Source organism: Tahibacter sp., from assembly GCF_032229445.1.
GTDB lineage: Bacteria > Pseudomonadota > Gammaproteobacteria > Xanthomonadales > Rhodanobacteraceae > Tahibacter.
The window spans coordinates 19944-31878 of record NZ_JAVTWC010000046.1; the positions used below are offsets into that span (position 1 = coordinate 19944).

The 11935-nt window shown below is 66.1% G+C and carries 8 protein-coding genes; 4 read left to right on the forward strand and 4 right to left on the reverse strand.

Translation table 11 applies throughout. The features are described from left to right. The first annotated feature begins 501 nt into the window (after positions 1-501). The 3 genes from RUU78_RS08955 to RUU78_RS08965 all read left to right on the forward strand — a co-directional run bounded on the left by RUU78_RS08955 (position 502) and on the right by RUU78_RS08965 (position 6459). Complete coding sequence (locus RUU78_RS08955; protein WP_313915760.1) at positions 502-1236, forward strand: alpha/beta fold hydrolase; 735 nt, start codon at positions 502-504, stop codon at positions 1234-1236. A gap of 635 nt (positions 1237-1871) precedes the next feature. Continuing rightward, complete coding sequence (locus tag RUU78_RS08960; protein ID WP_313915762.1) at positions 1872-5675, forward strand: metallophosphoesterase; 3804 nt, start codon at positions 1872-1874, stop codon at positions 5673-5675. A 502-nt stretch (positions 5676-6177) separates the two neighbouring features. Continuing rightward, positions 6178-6459 (forward strand): hypothetical protein, encoded by a 282-nt coding sequence (locus RUU78_RS08965; protein WP_313915764.1) that lies wholly within the window; start codon positions 6178-6180, stop codon positions 6457-6459. Between the two features lie 639 nt (positions 6460-7098). Here the strand turns inward: RUU78_RS08965 and RUU78_RS08970 are convergent. The 4 genes from RUU78_RS08970 to RUU78_RS08985 all read right to left on the reverse strand — a co-directional run bounded on the left by RUU78_RS08970 (position 7099) and on the right by RUU78_RS08985 (position 11110). Then, positions 7099-7323, reverse strand: a complete 225-nt coding sequence (locus RUU78_RS08970; RefSeq protein WP_313915766.1) for an addiction module protein — start codon at positions 7321-7323, stop codon at positions 7099-7101. A 306-nt stretch (positions 7324-7629) separates the two neighbouring features. After that, the gene (locus RUU78_RS08975; RefSeq protein WP_313915768.1) at positions 7630-8517 is read right to left on the reverse strand and encodes a dienelactone hydrolase family protein; all 888 of its coding nucleotides are present in this window, start codon (positions 8515-8517) and stop codon (positions 7630-7632) included. 126 nt (positions 8518-8643) lie between these two features. Continuing rightward, positions 8644-9096: a DUF1579 family protein gene (locus RUU78_RS08980; RefSeq protein ID WP_313915770.1), complete on the reverse strand. Its 453-nt coding sequence runs from the start codon at positions 9094-9096 to the stop codon at positions 8644-8646. 214 nt (positions 9097-9310) lie between these two features. Beyond that, positions 9311-11110 carry an acyl-CoA dehydrogenase gene (locus tag RUU78_RS08985; protein ID WP_313915772.1) on the reverse strand — a complete coding sequence of 600 codons (1800 nt, stop codon included), beginning with the start codon at positions 11108-11110 and terminating at the stop codon, positions 9311-9313. A gap of 85 nt (positions 11111-11195) precedes the next feature. Here RUU78_RS08985 and RUU78_RS08990 point away from each other — a divergent pair, with 85 nt between their 5' ends. Continuing rightward, positions 11196-11882, forward strand: a complete 687-nt coding sequence (locus tag RUU78_RS08990) for a QsdR family transcriptional regulator (RefSeq protein ID WP_313915774.1) — start codon at positions 11196-11198, stop codon at positions 11880-11882. The last annotated feature ends 53 nt before the right edge of the window (positions 11883-11935 follow it).

Sequence of the window (11935 nt, forward strand, 5' to 3'; positions counted from 1 at the left end):
CCGGGCCGTTGACACCGCAGCGGTGGCAACGACAGAGGTTGGCGGGCACCGCCACCCGTCAAGGTGCGCCGCGGCTGACTGCACCAGCAAACGGCCACGCATTCGCTGGGCTTTTTGATCGACTGACTGCGCAAGGGCAGAGCTGGACCGTCCGTCAATCGGAGATCGCCCCGCGACATAGTCGGAGTTTTCCGCCACACGAGAGATCGATGGGCGTCCTGATGTGGGCCGGATCGCCGCGGTCGGCCTGCCGGTGCTGATTTTGCCGATCGTGTTGGCGGCGAACTACATTCCGGCGCAACCCTGGTCGCCGAGGCAACCGAGTACCGCGCTGCGCTACGAATCGCCTGCAAGGCTTCAATCAACGCTACATTCAATCAACGCGGGACACCGCTTGCCTGCACGGCAGGGACGGCGCTGAGGCCATGAGGCCAACGAGGCCCGCGACGCCGTGCCCACGGTGGCGCTGTGCCTGCCCGCAACGAATCACGCAGAGAGTCCATGAAACCTTGTAAGAATTTCGTCAAGCTCAACGCCGCGCTGGCGCCGCGCAAGATCGTGGTGTTCCCCTATGCCGGCGGTTCACCGTATGCGTTCCGCGACTGGGGCCCGCTGCTCGAACCGCAGCACGAACTGTGGTCGCTGCAGCTGCCGGGTCGTGCGGGCCGCTTCGGCGAACCCTGCCTCGACGACATGGACGCCGTGGTCGACGCCGTAATGACAGAACTGCCTGCGCTGGTCGCCGGCGCGCAATTCAGTTTCTTCGGCCACAGCAACGGCGCACTCGTCGCCTATGCCTGCACGCAGCGGCTCGAGCGCGTGGGCGCGCAACTGCCGCGGCACGTCTTCCTGTCTGGCCAGAAGGCACCGAACGGCCCGCCACGACGCGACAGCGAGCTGTCCGACCCGGAACTCGTGCGTTTCCTGACCGTCCTCGGCGGCATGCCGCAGGAAGTCGCCGCGAACGAAGAACTCCTCGGGCTGTACCTGCCGATCATCCGCGCCGACATGAAGATCGGCGAGAGCTTCCGCCCACACGACCGCCTGCGCCTCGCCACGCCGGTCAGCGTGCTCGGTGGCACGCAAGACAACGAAACCACGCGCGAAACCCTCGACGGCTGGCGCGAGTTCTGCTACAGCGTGCAGCGCGTGGAACTGCTACCCGGCGATCACTTCTTCTTGACCCCGCATCGCGACTACATCGTCGATCTGGTGAAGGGTTCGCTGGTGGGGTGAGGGGGGGCGTGTCCAGCCGGCGTGGATACCTCGCCCCTCGGCGTCGCGATGCTAAAACCTGAGCGCTGCAACAGCCTTTCGCTTGGTGGAAGAAGGCGCCGGTATCGGCTTGATGAGAGATAGGCATCGGGTGATGACTGCCTTGATGCGCCGGGCTGAGTGCAATCGCTTCGTGGTCTTTTGGAGATGCGGCCAGCCCAATTGTGCCGACAGCGTCGTCACAATCTCCACGCTGTCAGGCCATCGGTAGAGACTAGCTATGCATAGGTGTTCTTGCCCAGATTGTCGGCGAAGTTGCACAGCTGCTTTTCGCGGGGTCTTTCTCACTAAGTATTTTTTTCTTTGTTTGTCCATGGAATTGAGGTTGTTTTTTATACAAAGCCGAGGCGGCGGGCGTTGAGTCGTGGCTCACGTGGCAATGCGGACGACAGCGCCAATCGACGCGGGCCACTGCGCACGGGTCCGCGCTGTGTGACTGCGCTGCTGATCATCGTGACCTGCCTTGGAACACAGCGATTCTGAGGCGCAAGGAAAGTCACCCTTTCGGCCGGAGCTACGGACCGCTCCGTGGCTGCATGCGCGCTTGTGGTCTTTACCGCCTTCGGCATACTCGCCCGACGCACAGGGGAAGCGGCATGGCCAAGCGACTGCGGATTCTGCATCTGTCGGACCTGCACGTGGGTAAAGAAGCGGCGGCCGACCACTGGCGCGTCGAGCGGGTGATGGGAGATGCCTGGGCCGCGAACCTGCGTGAGATCGCTGCGGAGGGGGCGATTGATCTGGTCTGCTTCACCGGCGATCTTGCCCAGCGGGGCAAACCGGAGGAGTACCACCGCGTGCGCTACGTCATCGACGCGGTGCTGCAGTCAGTGAACTGCCCTCGTGAGCGTTTCTTCTGCGTGCCCGGCAACCACGACATCGACCGCGACATCGCGCCGGACGCATGGAGCGCGCTGCGCGCGCTGCAGTGGCAGGACCCGCAGGGTCTGAGTCGCTGGATGGTTGGCGGCCCACCGCCGTTCCGTTGCAACGCGGGATGGCGCGACGACATCGTTCGTCGCCAGCAGGCGTATCGCGATTTCCTGGTCGCGGCGGATCTGGCGCATCTGCTGCCGCAGCAAAGCCCGCATGGCCTATTGGGCTACCGCCGCACGCTGGACGTTGGCGCGGGCGCGCCGCTGCATATCGTCGGTTTCGACAGTGCCTGGCTGGCCGGCGACGACAACGACGCCCGCAAGTTGCGGCTCGGCGACGACCAGATCGGCCGCCTGCTGACGGGTGCCGACAGCAAGGCGCTCGCGGGCTGGCGCATCGGCCTGATTCACCATCCCCTGACCGACCTTGCCGATGAGCGCGATGCACAGCGCCTGCTGGGCGAGTGCGGACTGGACCTGCTGCTGCACGGCCACCAGCACGATCCGGTGATCGAACGCCGGAGCGATCCGCAGGCGGGCCTGTCTATCCTTGCTGCCGGCTGCCTCTACGAGCACCAGCGCTATCCCAATGGCCTGCTGGTCGTGGATGTGGACCTGCCGGTGGCACAGCCGCTGCGCCTGCACCAGGTATGGGCGCGACGCTGGTCGCATCGGCGCGCGGAATGGATAGACGATAACGAGCTGTATCGCGGCACCCGCAACGGCCGCCTGCGGCTGGCCGCCGACAATTCGGTCGCGTTCGCCGTCGCACCCGGCGAGTTGATCGGCCGTGACACCGAACTGGAAACGCTGCGCGCCGCGCTGCTACCCAAGCCGGCCACCGGCGTGGTGCCGCGGCCGACGGCGATCTGCTGTGCCATCGACGGCATGCCAGGCGTGGGCAAGACCCGGCTCGCGGAACAGTTCATCAGTGATCACTGGCTGCGGGTTTACCCACCGCCGCAGGACACGCTCAGGGGCGAGGCGGTCGTGCGCCTCGTGCTGCCGCCGGGCGCCGCCCCGTCCGACGTGCGCAACGCCGGCACGCTGCGGCGCGATCTGGCCGATCGCTTGCGGCTGCCGGGCACGGGCGACGAACTGCCTGCGGCGCTACGCCACGGTCCCGGCGGCCATCCGCGACTGCTGCTGATCGAGAACGTCGACAGCGTTGCCCAGGCCGAACAAGTGGCCGCGCTGGTGTTTGGCCTGCCCGGTTGCCCGGTGCTGGTGACGGCGCGCGTGCGCCAATGGAGCGGCGCGGGCTGGAAGCGGGTCGACGTGAAACCGCTGCGGCTGGACCATGCAGTAGCGTTGCTGCGCAGCGAGGCCGCCGCGGCCGGCGACGGCGCCTGTATTCCCTCCGTTGGCCAGGCGGAGCAGTTAGCTAACACACTAGGTTGCCTGCCGCTCGCCCTGCACATCGCCGCTAGCCACATGAGCCTGGGCATGACCCCAGACGAGTTCCTAAACGAACTACGCGCCACGGGCCTGGATCTGGCCCCGGCCCAGCCCGGCGACCACGGCCTGCAGGTGGACCGCGCGCGCGCGATTTTGCGCAGCTCGTTCGATCTGTCCTGGCAGGCATGGTGTGCCGGGGCGGGGGCACGCGCCGAATGGCAGCAGGCACTGGTGGCCTTGGCCCACGGCCCGGCCGACGGCGTAGGCGAGTCGCTGGGTGCGGCCATCACCGAGCTGTCGGCTGCGCAGTACGGTCTTTGCCTCGTCGCCGCCGGCCGCCTCAGCCTGCTGGAATGGGTCTGGACCGGCGACGCCGACACGCGCGAACGCCGGGTGCGCTTGCACCCGCTGATCGCCGAGTTCCTGCGCGCGCGGCCACAGCCGGCGGCGGAGACGGTGTGGGCGCGGATGGGGGCGTGGTTTGCGCCGCGCGTGTCTGAGGCAGACGCGGACGCGATGGGCAAGTCGCGTCGCGAGGTGCAGTCTGAGATCGGCAGTCTATCGCTGTGGCTTGGCCGCACACGACTGACCGAAGCCGCATTTAACATCGTTACTGCGGCCAATTACGCGGTTGCCAGCGGGCCATACGGCGCTTGGCTGGCGTGCTTCGCGGCCTGCGTTCTGCAAGCCGGCGAGACTCAGCGGGGTTTCGACTTGATGTGGGCGGTCACGCGCTTGGCTCAAGAGTCCGGTGATCCGCAACTCGCACTAGAAACGGCGGTGCTCAGTTCAGAACTCGCGAAGCGGCTCGAAAACGAACATCTCTACGCCGTAGCACAAGGCCAGATTGCTGACATCCTGGAGGCGCGGGGAGAGCTGGAGGCAGCCTTGCGCATCCGGTGGGAGGAGCAAATGCCGGTGTACGAGCGTCTGGGCGACGTGCGGTCGCGGGCGATCACGTACGGCCAGATCGCGGACATTCTGCGGCTGCGGGGCGAGCTGGAGGAGGCCTTGCGCATCCGGCGGGAGGAACAAATACCGGTGTTCGAGCGCCTGGGCGATGTGCGGTCGCGGGCGAGCGCGCAAGGTAAAATCGCGGACATCTTGTGGTCGCGAGGCGAACTGGAAGCGGCCTTGCGCATCCGGCGAGAGGAAGAGCTTCCCGTATACGAGCGTCTGGGCGATATGCGGGAACGGGCGACGACGCACGGCAAGATCGCGGACATCCTGCAGGTGCAGGGGAAGCTCGAGGAGGCCTTGCGTATCCGGTGGGAGGAGCAGATGCCTGTCTACGAGCTTCTCGGCGATGTGCGATCGCGGGCGAACACGCAGGGCAAAATCGCGGACATCCTGCAGTTGCGGGGAGAGCTGGAGGCGGCCTTGCGCATTCGGCGGGAGGAAGAGCTTCCGGTGTACGAGCGTCTGGGCGAAGTGTTGGCGCTGGCGATCACGAAGAGCAAGATCGCGGACATCCTGGAGGCGTGGGGCGAACTGGAGGAGGCCTTGCGCATTCGGAGGGAGGAAGCGCTTCCGGTATACGAGCGTCTGGGCGATGCGCGGTCGTGGGCGATCACGCAGGGCAAGATCGCGGACATCCTGTCGGCGCGGGGCGAGTTGGAGGAGGCCTTGCGCATCAGGCAGGAGGAACAGATGCCGGTCTTCGCGCGTGTGGGCGCTGTGCAGGAGCTGGCGGTCGCGCAGGGCAGGATCGCGGACATCTTGGAAGCGCGGGGCGAGCTAGAAGCGGGCTTGCGCATCCGGCGGGAGGAAGAGCTTCCGGTTTACGAGCGTCTGGGCGATGTGCGGTCGTGGGCGATCACGCAGGGCAAGATCGCGGAGATCCTGTCGGTGCGGGGCGAACTGGAGGAGGCCTTGCGAATCGTGCGAGAGGAAGAACTTCCGGTATATGAGCGTCTGGGCGATGTGCGTTCGCTGCTGGTCGGGCGCACCAATTTGGCGATGGCGCTGGCTAAACGCGGCCGCCCCGAGGATGGGCCTGAAATACTCACCTTGCTGCAGCAGGCGCTTACCGAGGCGGAGCGTCTGCGTTTACCGGAGGCGAATTCTATTCGCAGCCTGATTGCGCGAAATTCCCGCGACGGGGACGACGGCACTTCGGTCGCATAGTTATCAACGAATTTATGTTTATGTTGGAACAAAGTCGAGAGAGTTGAAGGCGGGCTCGCCACGTTTCGATGGATCGCTGGTGCGCTTCGCCAGTGATTGAGCGAATGATCCGGGCGGGACAAATCCACACCCTTGACGCCGGCCACAACGAGGTAAACAATCCAGGCCGTTGCCGCCCATTCGGCAACCGGGTTTAGCAGCCCGAACCTTAGGCGCACACAGCGCCGCATCGAAAGCCGGCGTTTTTTTATGCCCGGAATTTGTGCGGCGTCGTCTGCCGATTTCTGGCGGCGGTGTGCGGGGAGCCGCAAGGCTCGCCGGTCCTAAGCCGGTCTGCTAACCCGCATACCGTTCGCCACCCTTTTTTCACTATTCCGGGTGGCGACTCCACGCAAAGGGAGTTGTCCATGGATATTCGGTCTGTGTGCTTTGGCAATCGGCGTTCGCCGGGTTGCATCGTCGGTATCGGTCGCGTTGTTCCCGGGAATGGGAGGCGCGCGCCATGACTACTTATACCGGCTCGTTTCATCCGATGCGCCTCGACGCGCGCGGGGATCACCCGGTGATGTTCGCGTACGTCCTCGACTCGCGTGAGCACCGTGAGGCGCTGGATGTGGAGATCATGACGCGGCTCGCGGCGATCCAGGAGCTTAGCGAAACCATCGCGGACGCCGAGTTCGAGGCGCCGCATTCGCACTCGCCCAGCGGGATCTTCGAAGCCGTGGCCATCCTCTCGCGCGATGTGCGCGGGTTGCTGGAGGCGCGTGAGAGCAAGGGACCGTAGATTCTCGCGTTTGCCGGAGCGGCATTGCGCCGCTCCGGTGTTGCCCGACGGCCCGCCGTGGTGCCGCGACCTGCGTCGAAGGTACGGGCCTGCGGTCGAGGCGCTCGGTTGTTAAATGTGCCGAAATATACGTGTTGACTAGGCCAGGTGTTTCTTCAGGAGCTCAATGCTGCGATCCCAGGCTAGCGTGGTCGCGTCCTTGTCGTAGCGTGGTGTCGTGTCGTTCTACCACTAACCCTGGATCCACTTTGCGCAAGTGTCGTGCTCAAACGCTTTGCTGCCAGGGTAGGCAGACTCGCGGTTCTTGCAGAAGCCGAAATCTCCGTCAACAGACTTGCAGTGTTAGCCCCCACCGCGGCGTGCCAGTTTTGACGAGTCGCGGCGATGGTGGAACACCGCAATGACCAGAAACTCATCAGCGAGAACACGATACACCATCGAAAACGGAAACCTGCGAAGTAACACCCGACGGCAGTCGCCAGTAACGAATGTAAACATGTCAGGGTTACGCACGGCGGCGGCTATAGCAGCGTCCAAAGCCCGTGCAAATTCAAGGCCTAGACCTGCAGCGCGAGACTCATACCAAGCTTGTGCCTCAAGCGCCTCATCTCTGGCCTGGGGCCGAAAGAGGATATGCATTTAGTGATTGCGCTGGAACAGTTCAGTGCGCACCTGATCCCATGGCACGGCGCTCGCCGGGTCCTGCTCATGCTGTTCCAGCCTAGCTTGGACTATCTGCACTTGGTCAGGTGTCAAAGCGATGGATTCGGGGCTTTCGGCAGCGATGCTGTCCCAAATGTCTTCCGCGAGCTGGATTCGTTCCGCAACGGAGAGGTTGAGAAAATCGGGTCTGGGCTGGCTCATGGCCGAAGTATAGACCGATGGCTGTGTGGAGTGGCTGACGTTCGAGCTAAGCTGCCCGTGCAGGCAGGTACTGTAAGCCCGACTGAGACAATGTGCGGAGTACCTCAGGTCGTGCTCACTGCGCCTGCCGTAGCGGATCAGCTTGAGCGAGGGGTTGGCGGCGCGCGATCTATCCCTTTTCGTTAGGCCTCATCGAGCGTCGGCTATGCCTTTGCCGTCGCTCAGCCCGCGGCGCGCATCAGGACGGCGTCCCGATGGCCTCGCCACGAATGGGTGTGAGCGATGCGGACTAAATATACGTGTTGACTAGGCCAGGTGTTTCTTCAGGAACGCAATGCTGCGATCCCAGGCGAGCTTGGCCGCGTCCTTGTCGTAGCGTGGTGTCGTGTCGTTGTTGAAGCCGTGCTGGGTGCCGGGATAGGTGTGCGCGGTGTAGGGCTTGCCGGCGGCCTTGAGCGCTTCCTCGTACGGCGGCCAGCTCGCGTTGACGCGATCGTCCTTTTCGGCGAAGTGGATCAGCAGCGGGGCTTTGATGTTCGGCACGTCCTTGAGGTCGGGCGCCGGTCCGTAGAACGGCACGGCGGCGCCGAGGTCGGGCACCTGCGTGGCGAGGTAGTTCGACAGGCCGCCGCCGTAGCAGAAGCCGATTGCGCCGACCTTGCCGTTGCCGTTTTTCACGCTCTTGAGCGCGCCGGCCGCGGCGATGAAATCGGCGCGTGTCTTGGCCTGGTCGAGTGTGCCGAACAGCTCGCGCGCCTTGTCCTCGTTGCCGGGATAGCCGCCGAGCGGTGCGAGCGCATCGGGCGCGAACGCGATGAAGCCTTCGAGTGCGATGCGGCGCGTGATGTCTTCGATATGTGGATTCAGGCCGCGGTTCTCGTGCACGACGAGTACGACCGGCAGCTTGCCCTTGATAGTGGCCGGCTGCACCTGATAGCCCTTGACGGTGCCATTGCCGGCCGGTGACGGAAATTCCGTGCGCGTGATTGCGAGGCGCGCATCGGTTTCGGGGATCTGCTGCGCCGCGGCGAATTGCGGGCTGAGCTGTTCGAGGATGAGTTCGGCGGTCAGCGCCGCGGTCGCGTACTTGGCGACGGCGACGAGAAAGCCGCGGCGGCTCAGTGCGCCGTGGACATAGGCGTCGAAATGCTGCAGCACTTCGGGCGCGAAATCGGCACTGGTCTTGCGGGCCATGGCAGGTCTCCGGGGCGGGCAGGGGCCTTGAGCATCGCGCCGGCGACGGCATGAGCGCAATGCGTGCGCGCCGCAGCGTGCGGCGGCTGCGGTCGGTGCGTCCCGGACACGCTCGCCTGCGGTCGACTACGCGCGGCGCAACTCGATCGTCATCCAGGTGCGCCACGAGACATTGAGGCGCTCGCGCATCTCCCAGACGCCGCCGAATACCTGGCCGTCTTCGCCGAAGCCGCCGCGGAAGTGCACGTTGTTGCCGGTGAATGTCCACTGGTCGCCGTCGACGCTGGCCTGCATCGCGGTCGCGTTGCCCTGGTTGTCGTAGGACTGCATCGTGTAGAGCTTGCGGCTCGCGTCGTAGCCGATGACCTCGATGCCTTCGACGGTGCCGTCGGGCATGTGCGACACGAATCGGTGCAACAGGAAGTGGCCGCCCGGCAGCCACTCGTAGCTGTCGGTGGCGCGAAACGGTGCGCCGCGTCCGGACGGCCCGAGCAGCTTCACTTCGCCCTGCGTGGTCCACTGTCCGACGAAGGCGGCGAGCGGGGCGAGCGCGGCGGTGGCCGCGACGGTGTCGGTCATGGAGTGCTCCCGGCGTTGCGCGGTCTATGACGCACAAGCCTAGCCCCATCCCCCAGCCTCGCCAAACGCGCACGCCGATCTGCAAGCTCGGCGTTACGGCGCGGTTAGCTGCGCATTAAGCGCGCCGGTTTCGTGGTTCAGATCGCCGGCAAATCATGCCGATGAAGTGCCGATGTTGCGTGGATCCGCTCGATGATTCGCGGTGTGCGCGGCGTCAGAACCAGCCGTCGCGCATGACGTAGGCGCTGTCGTCAGCCTGCGCGACGAGGCGTGCGGCAAGCTCGACCTGGGGCAGTTCGGTCGCGAAGAAGAAGCGGCAGGCCTGCAGCTTGCCGTCGTGGAAATCCGTATCGGCGCTGCCGGCGGCGCGTGCGCGCTGCGCGGCGAGTGCCATGCGCAGCCAGCCCCACGCCACCACGGTATGGCCGAGCAGATGCAGATAGTGCCCCGCGTTGGCGAGCACTTCGCGCACGTTGCCGGCGGCCATGCGCTGGCCGGCGGCCATGGTCGTGTCGCGTACGAGCAGGGCTATCTTGCCCAGTTGCGCCGCGAGCGGCGCGAGTGATTCCTGCGCGGCGGCCTCGTTGCAGGTCGCGGCGATGCGTCCGAGCAGGATCCGCAGCGCCGCGCCGTCCTTCATGAGCGCCTTGCGCCCGAGCAGGTCGAGTGCCTGGATGCCGTTGGTGCCTTCGTGGATCGGGTTGATGCGGTTGTCGCGGTAGCACTGTTCGACCGGATAGTCGCGCGTGTAGCCGTAGCCGCCGAGCACCTGGATCGCGAGGTCGTTCGCGCGCAGCGCGTAGTCGGAGTTCCAGGCTTTGACGATGGGCGTGAGCAGTTCCAGCAGCAGATGGCTCTGTTCGCGTACGGTCGCGTCGGGATCGTGCTGGCGGTCGACCAGCATGGCCGCATCGAACGCGAGCATCTGGCCGCCTTCGACATAGCATTTCTGCTGCAGCAGCATGCGCCGCACGTCGGCGTGTTCGATCAGCGGCACGGCGGGGGTTGCCGGATCCTTCTGGTCCGGATGGCGGCCCTGGCGGCGTTCGCGCGCATAGGCCAGCGCGTACTGGTAGCTTGCCGCGGCCTGCTGGATCGCGCTCAGGCCCACGCCGATGCGTTCCTCGTTCATCATGTGGAACATCTGCGCGAGGCCCTGGTGCGCGGTGCCGACCAGATAGCCGACGCAGTCGCCGCTCTCGCCGAACTTGAGGAAGGTGTTGACGCTCGCGCGCTGGCCCATCTTGTGGTTGAGGCCGGCCAGGCGCACGTCGTTGCGTTCGCCGCGGCTGCCGTCGGCGTTGACGCGCCAGCGCGGCACGATGAACAGGCTGATGCCGCGCACGCCGGCAGGCGCGCCCTCGATGCGCGCGAGCACGAGGTGCACGATGTTCTCGCCGAGTTCGTGGTCGCCGGCGGAAATCCACATCTTCGCGCCGCTGATGCGGTAGCTGCCGTCGGCCTGCGCCGCCGCGCTGGTCTTGAGATCGGCCAGCGACGAGCCGGCCTGCGGTTCGGACAGGCACATGGTGCCGAAATAGCGGCCTTCGAGAATCGGCTGCATGTACAGCTGTTTCTGCTCCGGCGTGGCGTAGACCTCGAGCAGGTTGGCCGCGGCGCGCGCGAGCGTGGGGTAGGCGATGGTGCCGGCGTTGGCGCTGCAGAACAGGCCGTCGCAGGCCGCGCCGACGGCGAACGGCAGCTGCATGCCGCCGCGTTCGTAGTCGGCGAGCACCGCCGGGAAGCCGGCCTCGCAGAACGCCGCGACGGCATCGCCGATCTCGGGGATCAGCTCGACCTTGCCGTCGACCAGGTGCGGCTCGTTGAGGTCGGCCTTGCGGTTGTGCGGCAGGAATTTCTCCAGCGCGATCTGCTGGGCCAGGCTGATGGCCGCGCCGAAGGTCTCACGGCTGTGTTCGGCGAAGCGCGGATAGCGGCACAGGTCATCGACCGCGAGTACGTCGTGCAGCAGGAAATCGAGATGGCGGCGGTCGATGAGCTGGCGGGAGTCCATGGCGCGGATCCGGAAGGTTGAGTGAGTCATTGATACTGCAATGACTCATTTGGCGTCAACAGGGCCGAATGACTATGATCCGGCCATGCCCCGATCGCGCCCGCCCGCATCCACCCGACTGACCCGTGCCCTGCGCGACGGCGCGCCCGTGCGCGCCACGCCGCTGGACCTGTTCGAGCGCGCCAGCCGGCGCTGGCAGCAGGGCGAGCGTGTCGACGTCGGCGCGCTCGCGGCGGAACTGGGCATAGGTCGCGCGACCGCGTTCCGCTGGGTCGGCAGCCGCGATGCACTGCTCGGCGAAATCCTCTGGGCCGAATGCGACACGGCCATGCGCCGCGCGGCGACGGCGCACGCCGAGCAGGCGCCCGGCCCGGCGCGTGTCGCGGCCGTCTGCGCCAAGGCCGTGCGCTCCATCGTGCGCTCGGTCCCGCTGCGCCGTTTCCTGCGCGACGACGCCGAGCACGCGCTGCGCCTGCTGACGTCCAAACAAGGCCCGGTGCAGGCGCGCGCGATCGAGCGCGTGCGCACGCTGCTCGAGGCCGAGGCGCGCAGCGGCGCGCTGTCCCTGCCGATCGAGGTCGGTACGCTGGCCTACCTCGTCGTGCGCCTGTGCGAATCCTTCATCTACGCCGATGCGATCAGCGACCGCCGCGTCGACGCCAACGATGCGGCGATCGCGGTCGAGTTGCTGCTGTCCGGCCGCGTGGCGGCGAGCCCGGCTACCGCGAAAATGGCCCGCGGGCGCAGCGCTGCGACGGCGCCGCGCCGCTGAGATTGGACGCCTGAGAGCGTCTGACAGAATGCCATGGCGCTGCGTCAAGCCGA

What these genes read in the sequence shown, in the direction of transcription:
- RUU78_RS08955 (WP_313915760.1), top strand. Translation starts at nt 502, where the DNA reads ATGAAACCTTGTAAGAATTTCGTCAAGCTCAACGCCGCGCTGGCGCCG.
- RUU78_RS08960 (WP_313915762.1), top strand. Translation starts at nt 1,872, where the DNA reads ATGGCCAAGCGACTGCGGATTCTGCATCTGTCGGACCTGCACGTGGGT.
- RUU78_RS08965 (WP_313915764.1), top strand. Translation starts at nt 6,178, where the DNA reads ATGACTACTTATACCGGCTCGTTTCATCCGATGCGCCTCGACGCGCGC.
- RUU78_RS08970 (WP_313915766.1), bottom strand. Translation starts at nt 7,323, where the DNA reads ATGAGCCAGCCCAGACCCGATTTTCTCAACCTCTCCGTTGCGGAACGA.
- RUU78_RS08975 (WP_313915768.1), bottom strand. Translation starts at nt 8,517, where the DNA reads ATGGCCCGCAAGACCAGTGCCGATTTCGCGCCCGAAGTGCTGCAGCAT.
- RUU78_RS08980 (WP_313915770.1), bottom strand. Translation starts at nt 9,096, where the DNA reads ATGACCGACACCGTCGCGGCCACCGCCGCGCTCGCCCCGCTCGCCGCC.
- RUU78_RS08985 (WP_313915772.1), bottom strand. Translation starts at nt 11,110, where the DNA reads ATGGACTCCCGCCAGCTCATCGACCGCCGCCATCTCGATTTCCTGCTG.
- RUU78_RS08990 (WP_313915774.1), top strand. Translation starts at nt 11,196, where the DNA reads ATGCCCCGATCGCGCCCGCCCGCATCCACCCGACTGACCCGTGCCCTG.